Genomic DNA, 17,899 nt, shown 5'->3' with positions numbered 1-17,899 from the left:
TGCCTCAAGCGAACCGCTATCACCAGCAGTACCTCTTCAAGGTGCCGAACGGCTACTGCGGTATCGGCGGCACCGGTGTGAGTTGCCCCGTCGGCCTGACCACCGGCGAGAGCTGACCTGCGGTAACTGACTGATCCTGGCCCTTGGTCGCCCGGCAAAGCCCGGTGCCGATCGAGGGCCGGTGTCGTTTTCGGCGATACAAGGTCAAGGCGAGCCGCCTGCGGCGGCTCGCGGGACGCCCGGGCGGCCAGCGGGCCAGGCGTGCGGCTCTCCGGCCGGTTCCGACGAAGCGCAGAGTTTTTGATGCTCGGGCCGGAATGCTGCGAGGAGGGGCGCTGAGCATGAAGCCTGAGATGGGTCCCGCGTTTTCTGGACAGCCGCTTGACGGTTGGTTCACGCTGCGAACTGCCGGCGGGGGATGCGGTTTAAGCTCGGGAGCGATTCGGCGACAGGGGTTCGGATGTTCTTTCGACGGCTGCCACCCATCCTCGCCGTGCTGGTTCTGGCCGGGTCCGTGCCGCTGGCCTCGGCCGGGTCGACCGTCGTGAGTTGGCCCCGGGCGGCCACCACCTGCCAGGAGACGTCACCCGGTGGCGTTCCCGCCTCGTTCGCGGCGCCCGTCGCGATGGACATGGGCGGTCACTCGGACGTGACCTCGGTGGCCGTGGGTGCGCTGGACGGCCGGCTCGTCGCGATCAGCGCGGGTGCCGAGCACACCATCCGGATCTGGGACAGGGCCACTTTGAAACCGATCGGCGATCCGATCCCCGGCGACGGCCCGGTAGCGTACGGCACCGTCGACGGCAGACCCGTCATCCTCGGCCGGAGCCACGGGGCGCTCCAGAGGTGGGACGCGACCACTCGGCTGCCCATCGGCGGACCACTCCCCGCCGGGCGGTTCCGTGCCGTCGCGTTCGGCGAGCTCGACGGCAGGCCGATCGCCGCCGCGGCGGGCACCGACGGCGCCCACGTGTTCGATCTGGCGACCGGCCGCCGGATCGGTCCGCCCATCGGCACCAGGATCTTCAGTGCCGTCGCGCTGACACGCGTCCACGGCGTCCTGCTCGTGCTGACCGGAGAGGCCGACGCTGTGATCGCCTGGGATCCGGTGTCCGGAAAACCCGTCGGGAAACCGCTCACTCTTCAGAGCGAGTTCATCCAGGAGATAAACACGATCGAAACGACCACGATCGGCGGCCGTCCGGTGGCCCTGATCCCCACGGCCGATCTCGGGGTGATCCGCTGGGATCTGGTCACGCGTGAGGCGACCTACCACTCGCTGGAGGGGGAGTTCGGCCCTTCGTCGCTCGCAGTGCTGAACGGCCGTACCGTATTCGTCTCGGTCGAAACCGTCGGGGGCATCGCCACCGACCCTTACGGATCGAGGCTCCGAAGCTCGATCGCGGTCATCGATCCGGCCACCGGTGAGAGGGTATCGTCCTTCGAGATCCCCGGGCATGTCACGTCGCTGGCGGTCGGTGACCTCGGCGACCGTCCCATGATCGTGACCGGCGGGCGCGACAACGCCGTCCGCGCCTACGATCTCGCCACCGGCCGGGAATCCGCTCCTCCCGCCACCGGGGGGCCCAACGGTGACATCTACGGGGTGAACGGCGAGCTGCTCGGCAGGCCGATCGTGGTGGCCCAAGGGAACGGTGACGACACATTCCCCCGCGTGTGGGATCTCGGCAGCGGCAGGCCGCTGGACACGCCGGTCAGGCTGCCCGGGCGCATCACCTCGTTCGCGACCGGCGAGTACGGCGGACGAGCGGTTCTGGTCGCCGGGATCGGTCTCGGAGACTCATCGATCCGGATATTCGATCTTGCCAGTCGCATGCCGATCGGCGAACCCCTCATCGGCTATGACGGCTTCGTCAACGGGGTCGCGCTGACCGAAGCCGATCGCCGGGCGCTTGTGGTCGGAGCGGTCGACGAGGACGACGCGGCCGGCGACTCTTCTTCTCGGGGCGCGGTACGCATCTGGGACTTTCCTTCGGGAGAGCTGCTGCACGATCTCGCCGTCGGAAACGGCCCAGTCGGACAGCTGGCCCTCATCCGCCTCGTCGGCCGGCCGGTCGCGGTGACCTTCAGCGCCACCCGCGCCCGGCTCTGGGACGTCGGCGCGGGAAAACGGATGGCATCGTTCCGCATCGCGAAGACCGAGCGCTCGGCCCCCGTGGAGATCGCCTTGTTCGACTGTACGACGGTCGCGATCGTGGCCACAGGCAGGACCGTGAAACTCTACGACCTCGCCACGGGCAAGCAGGTCGAGCGGCCGTTGCTCGGCCACTCCAAGCAGGTGAACAGCATCGCCTCCGGACGGGTCGCTGGTGTCCCGATCGCGGTCACCTACTCGCCACAGGACAGGAGCATGCGGGTCTGGGACCTCACGACCAGCCAGCAGGTCGGGACGCTTCAGCGCCCTTCCCGCTACCTTGGCTCTCTCTCGATTAGCTACCTCGACGGCCGCGCCGTGCTTGTCGGCGGTGGTCGCGAAGCGCTGTGGACCTGGGATCTGGGGCCTGCCGCGTAAGACAGGAAGACCGTCCGATGATCATCGGAGCGTCGTCGATGCCGTAACGAGCGCCACGTCCTACCGTCGGCGCGGCGTCCACGCCACCGGCCGAGACACTCGCGTGGACGCCGGGTTCGCCGCTGCCCTCTTCGTGCGGGCCGCCTCGCCAGAGCGGCTCCTGCCCCTCGCCGATGGTGAGGTCTACGCCGAGGCCACGGCCAGGGTTCGCGCCGTCGGCAAGGGGCGTCCGGAGGTGGTGCAGCTTGGGCAGATCATCGAACGCCTCGCTGGCCGATCACATCCGCGTGGAACAACCGCCTCCCAGGGAGCCGGTGCCGGGATTGGCTCGCGGATCGCTTGATCTACACCGTCGGTATGCCTCGCGAGGACGTGGCCGCCCTCGACTTGCAGCAGGAGGTCGACCTTTGGGCTGACTTCCGGTCCAGTTCACGCTAGCCGCGAACTATTGCCTGAAGAGAACTGCTACCACCAGCAGTACCTCTTCAAGGTGCGGAACGGAATCTCGAGTGGAGTCCGCGGTTGAGGGTCGAGTCAGCGGACCCGCTCTCGACCTGGCTTCGGCTGAGGAACAAAGCCCCAGACCGGCGATCGCCCCCAATCATATGCAGAGGTCACCCGAAGCGAGACGATCGTTAGGACTGCCTGTAAACGATGACATAAAGCATTGTTTGAGCAATTGGCCGGCGACTGTGCACTCGAATGTGCTAAAGGGTGTCTGTGCCTACATCGCGCCTCATTATTTCAGCCAGTCGAGATGCGTGGCTGTCGAGAACCTCGGCCAGAATCCATTTTTTGCCATTGCGCTGCCGTATCATGTGTCCATCTTTCAATCCTTCATACAGGAGGGCTGAATGGATAAAATAGACATCGTCGACGAGCTCGCTGACCTTGCTCTGTGATTCATTTCCACAAAAGCATCTTATGCAATACAGGGAACGTAGTGCTAGTCGGAGTGTGGCGCTTATGCTTTGCTCGCATGCCCGCTTTTGGGCGTCGTCCGAGAAATCCCCTGTCGCTGCGTCAAGCGACCCGGCCTCCATTAGCCGCTCAATACCATCAAGATAATGCTTGATTTTTTCGATGTGCATCTGTCGAGATCGTTCGCCGGCATCTTGTCGGCGCCACTCCTGCTCGTTTTGCTCTCGAATTTCATTCGATTTCACCTCCTCTGCTTGTCTATTCCTCTCCCACTGTAGCGCGTCTCGATCGCGCTGCTCGGCCCATCGTGCAAGCTCTTGACGCCATTGCATACGAGAAACAAGCAGCGTTCCCAGGATCGAAGCAACGCTTCCGATAAGGGCTCCAGCGAGCCCCAGCCATGCGGAGTCCATGGTGGGACTATACGTCGACGGACCTTTCCGAGTAACCTCCGCTTGCTTTCAGTAGTCATGTGAAACGAGGCGGCCGTGCTCCAATTGCAGCAGAACGAGTACCGCAGCGGCGAATCAGATAATGCGGCTAGGGTCGAGGCCGACCCGGAAGAGAGCCCTCAATGTGGCCTTGAGCAGGGCGTTCGCTCGTTCGCCGACCCCGTGAATGCCGCGGATGACCACGTTAAAGCTCGTTCGGCTTCGTTCGTGATCGTCCGCTCGGGTGGCTCCCAAGGTGGCTCCCGAAACCGGGTCGCGCTACCGACTCATTGGCCCAGACACGGTCACGGTAGGTGCCGAGGAGTTCGCCCGCCTACCTTCATGGTCAGCCTTCCAGCAGCGCGTCAGGGCATCGGCGCGACGGTGTCTTGGAACTCGTGTGCTCCCTTCGCCCGCTGATCCGGGCCGATGCGAGCAAACGGCGCAACGTTGTCGGAACCCAGTGACGGCCGGAAGGGGTCTTTACGTCCCGCCGCTGGAAGTCCTTGCACACGCTCGCCAAGGATTCGCCGGCCAGCACACGCCGGGCGGCTTCGCGGATGACGTCGGCCTCTTCGGCGATGACGGTGATGCGGTCCTCGGCGTTACCGTAGGGACGCATCCCTCCGCCGGCCACCTTGCCGGCCTCGGGACCGCCGACCAAGTTCCACGAACGTCGGGACATCCTCATGGGCTGCGCGGGATGGCCGAACGGGTCGATGCCGCCGGGGGCGAGCTGCGGCCAACTGGCGCCCGGCGGCGGATTCGCCCTGCATGCCCGGCTGCCGCTCGGACCGGCGTGATCACTGCGGCGCCTTCCGTACAGATCGGCAGCGGTAGCGCACAACCTAAGCGCGCCAGGCAGCGCTTCGAGAACGTCAGTCAGGTCTTACGTTCGTTCGCGCTTCTCAACCGTAGCCCTGCGCGTGGCATGCGCCTTGCCGTTCCTGCGCAGCAGGGCGGCCTGGTCTAAAGCGACGTCCCTGGCCGTGCCGGCGAAGTCGGCGACAAAGCGGAGCTGGTCGTCGGTGCAGGCGCTCAGCCGCTCCTGGAGGAAGGCGGCCATCGGCCGGTAGAGCTCGGCGAGCTCGGCGAGTCTGTCGGGTAGTTGGCTGATGATTACGCGCCGACGGTCGCCGGGGTCGTGCTCGCGCCGGATCAGTCGCTGATCCTGCATCCGGTCGAGCATCTTTGTGACGGCGCCTGTGGTCATGCCCATGCGCTCCGCGAGCTGCGTGGGTGTTACGGCCTGACCCGAGCTCACCAGGTTCAGGCAGTGTAGGTCGTTGACGGGCACGCCGAGCTGGTCCGCCACGGCGTTCTGGAACAGAGTCGTCGCACTAACGAACTGCGGGATCTCCGCGAAGGCGGCGGCCTCCAACTCTCCTCGCCCTGTTGACATCTGATTCTCTCCAAGTTAGCTTTCCAAAGAAGTAATCATCTTCAAGAAGTTACTTACCGAAGTGCAGGTTTGGCCTGAAGGGTAGACCATGAAAGCTGTGATCATCGGTGGCGGTGTCGCGGGACCGGTGGCAGCCATGGCGCTGCAAAAGGTCGGCATCGACTCAACCCTCTATGAGGCGCATCCCATCAGCGCACACGGTGTGGGCGCCACGATGGGGCTGTCCACCAACGGGCTGGCGGCGCTCCAGATTCTGGGCGTGCACCGTGCTGTCGCCGACGCCGGGTTCCCCTGCCCGCGAGGTGTGATGTGGCTCGGCGACGGCCGGCGGCTCGGCGAGGACGTCCCGACCCCGCTGCCGGACGGCATCACGGCCATCCAGCTTCTGCGCGCCGACCTGTACGCCGTACTGCACGAGTGCGCCACTACCAGCGGTGTGCGCATCGAGCACGGTAGGCGTCTCGTCAAGGTCGACCACCGCGGAGACCAAGTCGTTGCGCGCTTCGCTGATGGCGGTGAGGCGGTAGGCGATGTGCTCATCGGCGCCGACGGCATGCGTTCGGCGACCAGGCAATTCGTCGCTCCCGGCGCGCCCCGTCCCCGCTACTGCGGCATCTTCGGCACCAGCGGGTTCGCGCACGGCCTCGACCTGGACACCGAGCCCGGCACCTTCCACATGGTGTTCGGCAAGCGAGCGTTCTTCGGCTACGTGCAGCGCGAGGACGGCTGCGTCTGGTGGTTCGTCAACGTTCCCGCCACCAGGGAACCCGCGCCCGCCGAGCTCGCAGCGATCCCTGCCGAACAGTGGCGGCATCGGCTGCGCGAGCTTCTGGTGGTCGACGCCTCACCCGCCGCCCGGATCATCCAGGCCACGCCGCCCGGCTACGGCTGGTTTGTTTCCCATCAGATGAAGGCGCCCAAGACCTGGCACCGGGGCCGGGCCGTACTGATCGGTGACGCCGCCCACGTCACCTCCCCCAGCTCGGGGCAGGGCGCCGCAATGGCCATCGAGGATGCCATGGAGCTTGCCCGTTGCCTGCGGGACCTGCCACTGGCCCAGGCCCTCCCGGCCTACCAGCAGCTACGTGAGGGGCGCCTGCGCAAGGTGCACGTCGGCGCCCAGCAGGTCAACCGAAGCAAGTCCGCCACAGGTGTGGGCCGCGTGCTCCGCGACGCGATGTTCCCGGTGCTCATGAAGCGGTTCGGTAGTCCCCAAGCCCTGGCCTGGCTGTACGACCACCGCATCGACTTCGACAGCACGGTCGTGCCCGGAACGGGATGACGTGACCGTAGTGGTGAGCTCGTGGCCGGTCCAGCACCTGACGAATCAGCCGCGTGCCTCTGCCGCCCAACCATGAATTACTGCCGGAGAGTCGCGACTTCACGAAGATGGAAGCGCTCGGCCAGGGCTGTCACACAGGCGCCGACGGTCTGAAGACGGAGCGAGGTGTAGGCCGAGAGCAGCTCGGACATGCGGCGATAGTCGTGTGTCTCGCGCCTATTGCCTGAGCTGAATTGCTATCCAGCAGCACCTTGTACAAAGTCCCCAACGGCTACCGCGGCACCGCCGGCACAGGGACGACCTGCCCCATCGGCCTCACCACCGGCGCCTGTTATGTCCCCTCTCGGCACAGGCGGGTGCGTTTCTGCTACCACGGATCTCCAGACGCGCCGATGGCCAGGTGTCGCTGATAAGCGGCCACCTTGTTGTTGATGAGGTCGAGACAGGCGTGCAGCTGTGCGAGCTGGTCCGCGATGCGGTGCTGGTGCTCGCACAGCAGTTCAAGCCGTTCCGCCTCGTTCCCGGTGCCCTCGCGGACAAGCCGGGCCAGCCGGCTGATCGTCGCCAACGGCATGCCGGAGGAGCGGAACTTCACGCAGTTGGCCAGCCACTCGACATCCCATTCGCTGTACAGTCGCCGGCCTTTCTCGTCACGGCGCACCTCGCCGGCCAGGAGCCCCTCGCGCTCGTACAGTCGTAGGGTGTGCACGCTCAACCCGGTACGGCGTGCCACCTCACCTATGCTCAGATCCGCGGTCTCCATCTTCTGGATCATAGGGCGTTGACCTAGACCTCGGTCTAGCACCTAGCCTTCCCGGCATGGCAGATCGCACGACTACTGGCGCCAACGACGACGGATTCGGTGCTACGAGTACCGCCGATGATGTTCTGGCCGGCATCGATCTCAGTGGCAGGACCGTGGTCGTGACCGGTGGTTACTCCGGTCTGGGGCTGGCGGTGACCCGTGCGCTCGCCAGGACAGGGGCTCTGGTGGTCGTGCCGGCTCGGCGGCCCGATGCGGCGCGGCGGGCACTCGCCGACGTGAAAGGGGTCGAAGTCGACAAGCTTGACCTCGCTGACCTCGACTCTGTCCGGATGTTCGCCGAGCGGTTCCGCCGCGGCCACAACACCCTCGACATCCTGATCGCCAATGCCGGGATCATGGCCTGTCCGGAGACGCGGGTGGGGCCGGGCTGGGAGGCGCAGTTCGCTACCAACCACCTGGGCCACTACGCACTGACGAACCTGCTGTGGCCCGCTCTCACGGCCGCCGGCAGGGCCCGGGTCGTCGCGGTCGCCTCTGGGTACAACCCTGACTGGAGCATTCGCTGGGATGACGTGCGGTTCGATCGTGGCTATGACAAGTGGGCCGCTTATGCTCAGTCCAAGCTCGCGAACATCCTGTTCGCCCGCCACCTCGACAAGGTCGGACGAGCGCGCGGGGTTCACGCCTTCTCAGTCAACCCCGGCTGGATCCTCACTTCTCTACAGCGACACCTTACGGTCGGCGAAATGGTCGCAGCCGGCTGGATCGACGCCGACGGAAACCCGGTGCCGGGCCTGTTCAGAACACCTGAGCAGGGGGCGGCGTCCCTGGTCTGGGCCGCGACCTCACCCCTGCTCGATGACCATGGCGGTGGCTACTGCGCCGACTGCCGCATCTCGCGGGACGGCCCGACGGACAGCGGTGAGGCGGCCCGTCTGTGGGCGCTCTCGGCCCGTCTCACCGACCTGGATGTCGCCGCTGATGATTCGCGGCAGGACGGTTGATCTCTGGGGTGCGTTCGATCGACCTCGCGCCAGCCGATCATTGCCTCGAACAAACCGCTACCACCAGCAGTATCTGTTCCGTAACCCGAACGGCTTCCGCGGCATCGGCGTCCTGTGCCCGGTCGGCCTCACGGCGGGCGAGGCCTGACAGGCTCTGCAGGTCGTATGGCGAACCGAGGTTCACAGCCAGCCCGCGTCCTCGGCGATTCGGATGGCGTCGATCTTGTTACGGGCGCCGGTCTTGGTGATCGCGCCGGTGAGGTAGTTGCGTACGGTGCCTGCCGACAGGTGCAGCCGGGCGGCGATCTCCTCGGCGGACGCTCCTCGGGCGGTTTCGCGCAGGACCGTGGCCTCGCGAGGGGTGAGAGGGCTCTCTCCGTACTCCATCGCCGAGGCCACCAACTCCGTGTCCAGCACCCGCAGCCCGGCCGCCGTACGCCTGATGGCGTCGGCCAGGCGGTCGCCGGGTGCGTCCTTGACCAGGAACGCCTCGATGCCTGCCGACAACGCCCGCCGTACCTGACCCGGCTGGCCCATCGCGGTCAGCACCAGGATGCGGCAGGTGGGGAGCACCTCCCGCAGGTGCGCGGCGGCGGTGATGCCGTCCAGGACGGGCAGGTCGATATCGACGATCGCCACGTCCGGCCGCACCCGCAGCGCGGCGGGGACGATCTCGTCCCCGCGCGTCACCTCGGCCACCACCTCAAGGTCGGACTCAAGGCGCAGCAGGGCGGTGAGCGCGGCCCGGATCATGTGCATGTCCTCGGCCAGGAGGACGCGGATCACGTGGGCACCTCCATCGTCAGCCGGAACCCGTCCTCGGACGTTCGCCCGGCCTCAACCGTGCCCCCTACCTGCGCGGCTCGCTCCACCAGCCCGATCAGCCCGCCACCAAGAGGCTGGGCACTCTCGGGCCCGTCATCGACCGGGTCGGTAGCGGTCTGCGCGGCATCAGATTGGAAGCCGTTGTTGACGATCTCCAGGTGGGTGCGTCCCGCGCGGTTCGAGGTGGTGATCGAACAGGTGGTAGCGCGGCTGTGCCGCAGAATGTTCGTGGCACCCTCGCGCACGGCCCAGGCGAGGGCCTCGTCCGCCTCGCGGGACGGGGTGATCTCGGCGAGGTTGACCTGGCAGCCGATGCCGGAGGATTCCAGCAGCGCCACGGCCCGGTGCACCTCATCGGCGAGCGTCATCCGGCGGTAACCGCGAGCCACCTGACGTACCTCCTGCGCGGCCTCCCTCGCCACTTGGACCAACGCGCCGACCTCGGTCTTCGCGGCGGAGAGATCGCGGTCCATGAGCCGGGCGGCCAGGTCGCCCTTCAACACGATCGCGGTGAGGTTGTGGCCCAGCCCGTCGTGCAGGTCGCGGGAGATCCGCAGCCGCTCCTTCAGTACGGCAGCCTCCGCCAGGTCGGCCCGCGCCTGCTCCAACTCGGCGGTGACCCGGCTCAGCCGCACGACGACGTAGATCATGGAGCCGGTGATGACAATGGTGAGGGCGTAGAAGAACGAGCCGGTCACGTTGTGCCAGATGCCCTGAAGCCACCAGAACTCCACCGTCGCCATCGTCATCACCATGACGCCGCCCCAACGCAGTGGGAGCAGCAGGAGCACCGGCCCGGCCAGGAGCGGCGCGGTCCCGGCCGACCAGTTGGTGAACCCGACGGCCTCCGGCAGGTAGGTGGCGACCACCTGCACCGCCAGTGTCGCGCGGAGCCACCGGGATCGGGTTCCCGTGAACGCCTGCCGTACATGAAGGAAGTGCGGCCAGTAGAAAGCGGTCAGCACCATGAGCAGCCGGGCGTTGAGCGACGCGGAGGTGGTGATGAGGGAGACCACGAGGGGGATGATCGTGTAGCCGACGCTGACCAGGACGATCAGCGCGATTCCAAGCCGCCGCGCGGAGGTGGAGTTCATGATCGCCCCATTATGACCGTCTGGATTCCCAGCGGAACCACCTCCTGATCGACAGGAGCGCGACCCCCGCCCACACCGCCAGAATCAGAGTCGGTAGGGCCGCCGCCACCAGGTCGGAGCCGAGTGTGCCGGGCCCGTAGGAGGCGCGGACCGCGTCCACCACCGCGCTGGTGGGCAGGGCGGCGAGGAATGGGCGCAGCCAGGAGGGCAACAGGTCCTTGATCGAACCCATCGCTCCGGACGCGAGGCCGGCCAGGAAGAAGAACGGCAGAGTCATGGGCGCCGCGAGCTCCCCGCGCGGAATCGCGGCCGTCCAGGCCACCCCCAGCGTCGCCAGCACCGCCGAACCCGCGACCGCGAACACCGCGAACAGCACGGGATTCCTCGGCAGCGGCACAGCGGCCAGGAGGTGTACGGCCACGGCTGACACGATCATGAGGGCGACCGTCTGCGTGACGGTGTTCGCCACCTCGCCGAGGAGAATCTGCCGGTCGGTGAGCCGGGTGGTGCGCAGCCGTTTGAGCAGGAGCTGGTCACGGCGCATGGTCAGGGCGACGGTGATGTTCAGGAACGCGGTCCCCGAGAGGATGAGCGCCAGCGTCCCCACGAACATCTGCGCCGCTGCCGTGACACCGTCGGCCTGAACGTTGCGGATCAGCGCCGGCATCCCGATCGCCAGCCCCAGCGGGGTGATCACGGAGGCGGGCAGCATGCCCTTGTCGCGCCAGAACAGCAGGGCGCTCAGCTTGTAGGTGGCCGCGAGGCTCATCGACGTGGGTCCCATCGGAAGAGGAAGCGGACCGCGACCAGGCCGAGGAGGGCCCAGACGGTCAGGTTCAGAACGGGCCCGGTCAGCGTCGTGAGCTCGCCGCCCCGGTAGGCGAGCCGCGCGATCTCGACCATGGCTCCGGTCGGCAGCAGGTCGAGTGTCCACCGGACCCAGCCGGGAAGGAGGCCGGTGACGAACGGCCCATATCCTCCGGCCCCGACCGTGGTGGCCAGAATGAACGGGATCGTGGCGGGGGCGTTCAGGTCAGGGCGGCGGGTCACGATCGAGAAGACGGCGCCGATCGTCGCCAGCACCCCAGCCACCGCGACGACGCACGCCGCGAACAGCAGCGGCAGCTCGGGCGGCGGTAGGTAGGTGAAGGTGTAGAGGATCACCGAGACGACGGCCGACAGGAGAGTGGCCTGCGCCACGATGTTGACCAGCTCACCGCCGATGATGGCCCGCCCGCGCAGGCCCGAGGCGCGCAGCCGCTTGAGAACCAGCATCTCCCGACGGGTCGACAGCGTCACGGCCGTCTGGGTGGTCGCGACGATGGTCAGGACCATGGCGAGCATGCCGAGATGTATGCCGAGCACCACCTCCACGTCGCGGCTCCTGAGCGAGGCGGCGATCAGCAACGGCAGGCCCGCGCCCAGGCAGACGCCGAGCACCGCGACGCCGCCGACGGCCCGCCCGTCGCCCCAGAACAGCCGCCCGCCCAGCCGCGCCACGGCCAGCACGTCACGCACGGGCGCCACCCCTTCGGGCAGGGCGGTCGCTTTGAGTTCCATGGTCGCTTCGGGCAGGCGCGTTATTTTGCGACATTTCGTCGTTTCGGGCCAGCTCTAGGAACAGGTCCTCCAGCGAGGCCGTCCGGACCTCCAGGCCGCGCAGGCGCAGGCCGCGTTCGCTCGCCCACCCCAGCAGCGTCTGGGCGGCCAGGTCGGGATCGGCGGCCTGGGCAATGGCGAGCCTGCCCCGCACGGTCGCGGGAAACGGTAGCTCCCCGGAATGAATCATGGACGGGAGTTCGAACGAGACCCGCCCCACCCGTGCGGCCAACGTCTCGGCCATGCCGCCCTCGACGACGATCTCACCCTTGTCCATGATGGCCAGGTTCGTCGCCAACTGCTGGGCCTCCTCCAGATAGTGGGTGGTCAGCAGCACGGTCGTGCCCCGGGCGGCGAGGTCGCGGACGACCTCCCAGATGTTGCGGCGGGCCTCGGGGTCCATGCCGGTTGTCGGCTCGTCCAGGAACAGCACGTCGGGTCGGCCCAGCAGGGCCAGCGCCAGGTCCAAGCGGCGTTTTTCACCGCCGGACAACTGCCGGACCTTCGTCTTCGCTTTCGCCGTCAGGCCCGCCAACTCCAGCGCCTCGCCCGCGGCGCGCGCGGCGGGGGTGAAGTCACGCCAGATCTCGACCGTCTGCCCGGCCGTCAGATCGGGGAAGAATCCGGCCTCCTGCAACATGATGCCGACGTTGCCGCGCACCTCGGCGCGGTCTTTGACCGGGTCGAGGCCCAGCACCCTGACCGAACCGGTGTCCGGCTTCTGGAACCCGGTGAGCAGTTCTATCGTCGTGGTCTTGCCCGCGCCGTTGCGGCCGAGCAAGGCGAAGACCGTTCCCGCCTCGACCTCGAACGAAATGTCGTTGACCGCCTGGAATCCGCTGTAGCTCTTGCTGAGATGGTTCACCTGAATCGCTGCCACGCCTCGATCCTTCGTGAGGAGCGGTCACGGAAACAGTGAGCAATTCACAACCTGGTGCCCCGACCGGGCTGACGACCTCTCTGGATCGGGGGTTTCCGGACCCGAGGTCGGTCGATGGGTCAAGCCCTGCGGGAGGTGCTCATCCGCATCATCACTGTCAGTCGACCAGGCCGGCGCGGTAGGCGGCGATGGCCACCTGTACGCGGTTCGTGACGGCGAGCTTGTCGAACAGGTTCGCCCTGGCCGTCCTGACAATCCTCGCCGCCACCACCGCCCAGCAGCCTGACGCCGACCCGGAGATGATCGCGCTGACCGTCGCCGAGATCCGCCGACTCCTCAACGCCTTCGTCCTGGCCGTGGCGCTACCGCCAGAGCACACCCTGCACTGGTCAACCTGGCGACGAACATCCCAAGCCCGAGCCCGACGATCCCACTACCAGCGCAGACTCGGCCACTTAGCTTGAGACTTACTCGTCTAGGGCTCGAGTGTGGCGGGCATGCTGAAGGCGGCGACGTGACGGGCACCGATGAAGGCGTTGCTCTCTACGATCTTCCCGTTCTCGATTCGGAGTACGTCGACGACCAACGCCTCGTAGTGCGGGCTGCCGGGCCGGCGGAGATAGTTGATCAGTGCCGGGCGCCCGTTGGCCGAGGTGGGGAACGTACGCCAGTCGAGCGGTCGGCCGAGGAACTCCGCGGCCGCGTCGATCCCGACGACCGGCGGCTCGGGCGGCATCGTGATCCGTACGTCCTCGGCGAGCAGTGCCCGGATCGTCTCCGGGCCCTTCGCGTTGGCGTTGGCGTAGCGGCGCAGGATCTCTTCGTCCTCACTGGTGAGCTGCGGGCGGCGCCAATCCTTCGGGTCCGACGGAGCGCGCCGCCGGAGGGTGTGGCGGGCCCGCTGGAGGAGGCTGTTGACGGCCGCTACGGCGGTGTCGAGCGCGGCGGCGATCTCCTGCGGCGTCCAACCGTAGACGTCGCGCAGCACGAAGGCCGCCCGCTGCCGCGGCGGCAGGTACATGAGCGCTGCGATCACGGCCAGCTCGACGGTCTCCCGGGCGGCGAGACCGGTCTGCGGATCGTCGGCCAGCAGGGCGTCGGGATAGGGACCGAGCTCGATGGACCACTCCAGCGGATCACCGTACGGTACCGTCCGGTGACCGGCCGCCTTGCGGCTGTCGAGGAAAACGTTCGTGGCGATCCGGTAGAACCAGGTGCGTGCCGAAGCCCGACCCTCGAAGCGGTCGCGAGCCCGCCAGGCACGCAGGAAGGTCTCCTGCACCAGGTCGTCCGCGTCGGTGACGTTCCCGGCGAGGCGGTAGCAGTGGACGTGTAGCTCACGCCGGTGCTCGTCGAAGGCGCGCTGCAGCCAGACCGCCTGCTCATCAGGCGAGTCGGACATGTGATTTCTCCGGGGCTGAGTGATCCTCACAACCGTACTGACGACCGCGGACCCATCCGTCATCGGTCACCGATGACGATCGCCGACTCGGTCGTCTGTACCTGTGACCGATCCCCACTCCACGAAGGAGATAGCCATGACGGCAACCCCCGCGTCCAGCGCCGCCGCGCCCCCGGTCGTCGACCGGGAGACCTGGCTGCGCGAGCGCGACGAACTGCTGGTCCGGGAGAAGGCCCATACCCGCGAAGGAGACGCGATCGCAGCCGCTCGTCGTCAGCTGCCGATGACCTTGATGCCGACGGTGACGGTGCGGGGCCCTGGCGGGGACACCCCGCTGGTGGAGGTGTTCGAGGGCCGCCGGATGCTCATCGCCTACTTCCACATGTGGCACGACGGCAAACCGTACGAGCATCAGTGTGAGGGGTGCACCTTCTCGACCTGTCACATGCGGATGCTGGACTACCTGCACGCTCGGGACGTCACCTACGCCGTGTTCTGCGAGGGTCCCTACGACGAAAGTGCCCCGTTCGCGGAGTTCATGGGCTATAGGTTCCCTTGGTATTCGGCGAAAGACTCCGACCCGGCTCTGGCCGACGGTCGTGACTTCGGGTTCATCGCGTGCTACCTGCGCGACGGCGACAAGGTCTACGAGACCTACTGGACCACCGGGCGGGGCGTGGAGGCGTTGATGACCACCTACCACGCCCTGGACCTCACAGTGTACGGCCGGCAGGAGAACTGGGAAAACTCGCCTGAAGGCTGGCCGCGGGTCACCGGGCACCCGTGGCGTCTCAACGGCCGCCCCACCGCGCAATGGTCACGCCCCGGCGTCGCACCGCGATGACGTCCTGATGATCGAGGTGATCATGCTCGGGTCGGCCGCGGTGTCAGCCTGCTGCTGCGTCGTGCCGCGGGCGGGCGCTTCCCGCAGAGCCCGAATGCTTGCGGGTGCGACGGTGGCTGTCATGGTCGCGGTGACCCTCGACGCCGCACCGGTTGTGCAGCACGCGGGCACGCTGCTGCTCCTGGCCTTGGCGGTGGCAATCGTCGTCGGCGGTCCGACCGAGCGCGGTCCGGAGCTGGAGTGGCACCGTATGGCCGGGGCCGTGCTCATGGCGCTCGCCGTGCTGATGCATCAACACGGCGAGTCGATGGCTACTCACCACATGACCGCCGGGCCCCGGACGGACCACGGCACCGTCACCGGCCATGACGCGGCGCTCGTGTTGCTACGCGCGCCGCCACGGCGGCTTACCTCTGCTGGATGGCGACCGCACTCGTCCGGCTGCGCAATCGACCGATCACGGACCTGCTCCATTGGGAGCACCTGGCCATGGGGGCAAGCCTCGCGGCCATGATCTTCTTCATGAGCTAGCCGAGCAAGCCAGTCGGCCGATCAAATGACGTTGGAGTATTAGGCGATCCAGTCGAAGGTGAAGCGGTCCGGATCCCAGCGCTTGCGCGGGTTGGCCACTCCGACTACGACCGTGCGGACGGTCGCGGAGATGATCGCTCGTTGCTGGGAGACGTTCATCGCCTCCCACCGGTTCACCATCTCCTCCGCGGTGCCGATGAAGCCCAGCAGCGGGGACGCGCGCGACATACGGGCCAGCTGAGCGCGGGACTTCTCCAACCGCGCGTCGATCGGGGCACGGGCGGCCATCCACTCCTTGCGGCTGATCTCACGGGCGGCCCACGCTTGGGCCAGCTCTTCCAACTGCTCCTCATCCGCTCGCACGTCCTCGGCCAGGCCGTCGTCGTCTCCGGCCTGGTGGCGTACCCGCTTGGCCAGCTCGGGAGAGTCCAGCGCGGTCAACACCATGTCCCGCACGTGCTCGTCGGTGCGGGCGGCGTTGGTGGCCACGCCGCCGCAGGACGCGGTGCCGGGCACGTTCGGGCACACATAGCGCGGCACGCCGGAACGGGGGCGGCCGTTCATCCGCCACCCGCACCGGCCACACCGCAAAATCCCGGACAGCAGATAGGTCCGTCCGGTGGCGGCCTGGGCGCGGAAGTCACGGGCCGGATCGCTCAGCAACGTGCGCAGACGATCGGAGTCGGTGGCGCTGATGATGGCGGGCCAGACGGCATCGGCCACGATCACGCCCAGCAGCGGGCGCGTGCTCTCAGAAGCGCTGTGGGGCGTGTGCTCGCGCCGTCCGCTGATCCGCGCCGAGGCCAACAGCCGGCGCAACGTCGTCGGGACCCAGTGACCCCTGGTCGACGTCATGATGTCGCGCTTGCGGAATTCCCGGCACACGCTCGACAGCGACTCTCCAGCGAGCACCCGCCGGGCGGCCTCGCAGATCACCTCGGCTTCCTCATCGATGACCGTGATGCGGTCCTCGGCATAGCCGTACGGGCGCGTCCCGCCGCCGGAGACCTTGCCCGCCTCGGCACTCTGGCGGCGCTGGCGTTTCTGCCGCTCGGCTTTGTGTTCGGCCTCATGCCGGGCGGCGGCTCCAAGCATCCGGGCGATCAGACGACCGGTTGGCGTCGCGAGGTCGATCTCTCCGGTGACTGTGGCCAGCTCCACGCCGCGCCGGTCGGCCAGGTCGATCACGTTCTCCAGCTCACGCGGGGAACGGGTCAGCCGGTCCACGTGCCAGCAGGCGATGGCATCGATCGTCCCGTCTTCGATGTCGGCCAGCAGACGCTTCCAGGCCGGGCGTGGGGCTCCGGAGTAGGCGCTGACGTCGTTGTCGGGGTAGACGTCCACCATGACCCAACCCTTGCGGCCGATCAGGGCTCGGCAGTCGGCTTCCTGGCGGGCGACGCCCAACCCTGCGCCCTCGCGGTCCTGGCTGATCCGGCAGTAGATCGCTGCTCGTCGCATGGGTCACATAGTTACACCCTGGTAGGCACCGGCATCTCCTACCCCATAGTCTCACCGCCGGCGGAGCCCGAACCGTACCCCTGTGGACGAGGCTTGGCTTGGAAGTTGCCAGTGTGGCCTTCTTCGTCATGGGCCGCTTTCCAGACAGTCAGGTAACCGTGCCTGGCTGTTTCTCTTCCCTTTTCATACGTTTCGGGTGATGTGTCACACATCATCAAGGCGAGGGGACGTATGGCGACCTACACCGGGAGTGAGGAGGAGTCCGCCGCCACAATGTGGGTGCGGATTCGATCATGGTTCACCTGGCAGACGAAACTCACAAGACAAACGCTGCAGGCCGTCGAGGAAGCGCGCTCTGCTTCCGCGGCCGCCAGAGAGGCATCGGAGAGGGCGGCAGAAGCAACTGCCGAAACCCGAGCCGCCATCCTGAACTACCTTGACGGCGCGGCGACGGCAGCGAAGGAGGGGCCTCGGGGTACTCCCGAAGAAGAGCTCGGAAAGCTATTACACGCCTATTTGCAGAGGGGACGCTGGCGGAACATATCCATCACCAAGATGCTGACGGATCTGGACAACGAGGCCGGAAAACTCCACCGGGGTGCTCTATTGGCCGTCGACACCGTCCTTCTGGCTGATAGGGAGGAAAAAGACGCCGTCCCCGCCGGACCCATGAAGGTGCTCATGGACTGGAAGGTGCATGAGCTGGAAGGCGATCGGCCACCGGCCTGAGCGATGCCGGTCTCGAAGGTCGGCTTGAGTTCGCTGAGTATCCATGGCGTGAGGAAGCTGCCGAGTTGAGCGTGACAAGGCACGCTAGCCCGCGAATTGTTGCCCCAAGTGCGCCGCTACCACCAGCAACCCTTTTCAAGGTGCCGAACAATTTCGGCGGCATCGGCGGCTCCTGCTCCGGGGGCCTGACCGCCG

18 protein-coding genes and 1 pseudogene are annotated in these 17,899 nt (G+C 67.1%); 6 read left to right on the top strand and 13 right to left on the bottom strand.

Features of this window, described 5'->3' with window-relative positions; all coding sequences use genetic code 11:
* The first annotated feature begins 460 nt into the window (after positions 1-460).
* Positions 461-2,533: a WD40 repeat domain-containing protein gene (locus tag FLX07_RS01200; RefSeq protein ID WP_167748070.1), complete on the top strand. Its 2,073-nt coding sequence runs from the start codon at positions 461-463 to the stop codon at positions 2,531-2,533.
* 707 nt (positions 2,534-3,240) lie between these two features.
* On the opposite strand, the gene FLX07_RS01190 is transcribed toward FLX07_RS01200, so the two are convergent.
* From FLX07_RS01190 to FLX07_RS01180, 4 genes and pseudogenes are all read right to left on the bottom strand, one after another.
* Complete coding sequence (locus FLX07_RS01190) at positions 3,241-3,867, bottom strand: hypothetical protein (protein WP_142567550.1); 627 nt, start codon at positions 3,865-3,867, stop codon at positions 3,241-3,243.
* A gap of 114 nt (positions 3,868-3,981) precedes the next feature.
* Positions 3,982-4,092 (bottom strand): annotated as a pseudogene (locus FLX07_RS37355) (IS5/IS1182 family transposase); the annotation flags it as partial.
* 139 nt (positions 4,093-4,231) lie between these two features.
* Complete coding sequence (locus tag FLX07_RS01185) at positions 4,232-4,570, bottom strand: recombinase family protein (protein WP_208762023.1); 339 nt, start codon at positions 4,568-4,570, stop codon at positions 4,232-4,234.
* Between the two features lie 204 nt (positions 4,571-4,774).
* On the bottom strand, positions 4,775-5,266 hold the full coding sequence (locus FLX07_RS01180) for a MarR family winged helix-turn-helix transcriptional regulator (protein ID WP_167748069.1): 492 nt from the start codon (positions 5,264-5,266) through the stop codon (positions 4,775-4,777).
* Between the two features lie 109 nt (positions 5,267-5,375).
* On the opposite strand from FLX07_RS01180, the gene FLX07_RS01175 reads away from it, so the two are divergent.
* Positions 5,376-6,569, top strand: coding sequence for an FAD-dependent monooxygenase (locus tag FLX07_RS01175; RefSeq protein ID WP_142567547.1), 1,194 nt, complete (start codon positions 5,376-5,378; stop codon positions 6,567-6,569).
* 367 nt (positions 6,570-6,936) lie between these two features.
* On the opposite strand, the gene FLX07_RS01170 is transcribed toward FLX07_RS01175, so the two are convergent.
* A complete protein-coding gene (locus FLX07_RS01170; protein ID WP_142567546.1) occupies positions 6,937-7,332 on the bottom strand; it encodes a MerR family transcriptional regulator in 396 nt (131 codons plus the stop codon).
* A gap of 56 nt (positions 7,333-7,388) precedes the next feature.
* Here FLX07_RS01170 and FLX07_RS01165 point away from each other — a divergent pair, with 56 nt between their 5' ends.
* Positions 7,389-8,339, top strand: coding sequence for an oxidoreductase (locus tag FLX07_RS01165; protein ID WP_142567545.1), 951 nt, complete (start codon positions 7,389-7,391; stop codon positions 8,337-8,339).
* Between the two features lie 180 nt (positions 8,340-8,519).
* On the opposite strand, the gene FLX07_RS01155 is transcribed toward FLX07_RS01165, so the two are convergent.
* The 7 genes from FLX07_RS01155 to FLX07_RS01125 form a co-directional block, all read right to left on the bottom strand.
* Positions 8,520-9,125, bottom strand: coding sequence for a response regulator transcription factor (locus tag FLX07_RS01155; protein ID WP_142567544.1), 606 nt, complete (start codon positions 9,123-9,125; stop codon positions 8,520-8,522).
* On the bottom strand, positions 9,122-10,258 hold the full coding sequence (locus FLX07_RS01150; protein ID WP_142567543.1) for a sensor histidine kinase: 1,137 nt from the start codon (positions 10,256-10,258) through the stop codon (positions 9,122-9,124). The genes FLX07_RS01155 and FLX07_RS01150 overlap by 4 nt, the downstream gene beginning before the upstream one ends.
* 10 nt (positions 10,259-10,268) lie before the next feature.
* A complete protein-coding gene (locus FLX07_RS01145) occupies positions 10,269-11,042 on the bottom strand; it encodes an ABC transporter permease (protein WP_142567542.1) in 774 nt (257 codons plus the stop codon).
* Positions 11,024-11,776 carry an ABC transporter permease gene (locus tag FLX07_RS01140; protein WP_208762021.1) on the bottom strand — a complete coding sequence of 251 codons (753 nt, stop codon included), beginning with the start codon at positions 11,774-11,776 and terminating at the stop codon, positions 11,024-11,026. The genes FLX07_RS01145 and FLX07_RS01140 overlap by 19 nt, the downstream gene beginning before the upstream one ends.
* Positions 11,769-12,737 carry an ABC transporter ATP-binding protein gene (locus tag FLX07_RS01135; RefSeq protein WP_142567540.1) on the bottom strand — a complete coding sequence of 323 codons (969 nt, stop codon included), beginning with the start codon at positions 12,735-12,737 and terminating at the stop codon, positions 11,769-11,771. The genes FLX07_RS01140 and FLX07_RS01135 overlap by 8 nt, the downstream gene beginning before the upstream one ends.
* 157 nt (positions 12,738-12,894) lie before the next feature.
* Entirely contained in the window at positions 12,895-13,077 is a 183-nt protein-coding gene (locus tag FLX07_RS36220) for a helix-turn-helix domain-containing protein (protein ID WP_167748068.1), read from the bottom strand.
* 135 nt (positions 13,078-13,212) lie between these two features.
* Positions 13,213-14,139 carry an RNA polymerase subunit sigma-70 gene (locus FLX07_RS01125; protein WP_142567538.1) on the bottom strand — a complete coding sequence of 309 codons (927 nt, stop codon included), beginning with the start codon at positions 14,137-14,139 and terminating at the stop codon, positions 13,213-13,215.
* Between the two features lie 136 nt (positions 14,140-14,275).
* Here FLX07_RS01125 and FLX07_RS01120 point away from each other — a divergent pair, with 136 nt between their 5' ends.
* Both FLX07_RS01120 and FLX07_RS01115 read left to right on the top strand, forming a co-directional pair.
* Entirely contained in the window at positions 14,276-14,983 is a 708-nt protein-coding gene (locus tag FLX07_RS01120; protein ID WP_142567537.1) for a DUF899 family protein, read from the top strand.
* A gap of 7 nt (positions 14,984-14,990) precedes the next feature.
* Positions 14,991-15,497, top strand: coding sequence for a hypothetical protein (locus FLX07_RS01115; protein ID WP_110702363.1), 507 nt, complete (start codon positions 14,991-14,993; stop codon positions 15,495-15,497).
* Positions 15,498-15,553: 56 nt separating this feature from the next.
* Here the strand turns inward: FLX07_RS01115 and FLX07_RS01110 are convergent, their stop codons facing one another.
* Positions 15,554-16,975, bottom strand: coding sequence for a recombinase family protein (locus tag FLX07_RS01110; RefSeq protein ID WP_142567536.1), 1,422 nt, complete (start codon positions 16,973-16,975; stop codon positions 15,554-15,556).
* A 231-nt stretch (positions 16,976-17,206) separates the two neighbouring features.
* On the opposite strand from FLX07_RS01110, the gene FLX07_RS01105 reads away from it, so the two are divergent.
* Positions 17,207-17,704 carry a hypothetical protein gene (locus FLX07_RS01105; RefSeq protein ID WP_142567535.1) on the top strand — a complete coding sequence of 166 codons (498 nt, stop codon included), beginning with the start codon at positions 17,207-17,209 and terminating at the stop codon, positions 17,702-17,704.
* Positions 17,705-17,899: the final 195 nt, after the last annotated feature.

Source organism: Microbispora bryophytorum (assembly GCF_006874465.1).
GTDB classification, from domain to species: domain Bacteria; phylum Actinomycetota; class Actinomycetes; order Streptosporangiales; family Streptosporangiaceae; genus Microbispora; species Microbispora bryophytorum.
This window is presented reverse-complemented; position numbering and strand designations above follow the sequence as displayed.

Bases quoted from the DNA above. Each gene is read 5' to 3' on its own strand.
- FLX07_RS01185 (WP_208762023.1), bottom strand. From the start codon at position 4,570: ATGTCCCGACGTTCGTGGAACTTGGTCGGCGGTCCCGAGGCCGGCAAG.
- FLX07_RS01165 (WP_142567545.1), top strand. From the start codon at position 7,389: ATGGCAGATCGCACGACTACTGGCGCCAACGACGACGGATTCGGTGCT.
- FLX07_RS01120 (WP_142567537.1), top strand. From the start codon at position 14,276: ATGACGGCAACCCCCGCGTCCAGCGCCGCCGCGCCCCCGGTCGTCGAC.
- FLX07_RS01125 (WP_142567538.1), bottom strand. From the start codon at position 14,139: ATGTCCGACTCGCCTGATGAGCAGGCGGTCTGGCTGCAGCGCGCCTTC.
- FLX07_RS01175 (WP_142567547.1), top strand. From the start codon at position 5,376: ATGAAAGCTGTGATCATCGGTGGCGGTGTCGCGGGACCGGTGGCAGCC.
- FLX07_RS01115 (WP_110702363.1), top strand. From the start codon at position 14,991: ATGATCGAGGTGATCATGCTCGGGTCGGCCGCGGTGTCAGCCTGCTGC.
- FLX07_RS01200 (WP_167748070.1), top strand. From the start codon at position 461: ATGTTCTTTCGACGGCTGCCACCCATCCTCGCCGTGCTGGTTCTGGCC.
- FLX07_RS01150 (WP_142567543.1), bottom strand. From the start codon at position 10,258: ATGAACTCCACCTCCGCGCGGCGGCTTGGAATCGCGCTGATCGTCCTG.
- FLX07_RS01110 (WP_142567536.1), bottom strand. From the start codon at position 16,975: ATGCGACGAGCAGCGATCTACTGCCGGATCAGCCAGGACCGCGAGGGC.
- FLX07_RS01145 (WP_142567542.1), bottom strand. From the start codon at position 11,042: ATGGGACCCACGTCGATGAGCCTCGCGGCCACCTACAAGCTGAGCGCC.
- FLX07_RS01170 (WP_142567546.1), bottom strand. From the start codon at position 7,332: ATGGAGACCGCGGATCTGAGCATAGGTGAGGTGGCACGCCGTACCGGG.
- FLX07_RS01190 (WP_142567550.1), bottom strand. From the start codon at position 3,867: ATGGACTCCGCATGGCTGGGGCTCGCTGGAGCCCTTATCGGAAGCGTT.
- FLX07_RS01105 (WP_142567535.1), top strand. From the start codon at position 17,207: ATGGCGACCTACACCGGGAGTGAGGAGGAGTCCGCCGCCACAATGTGG.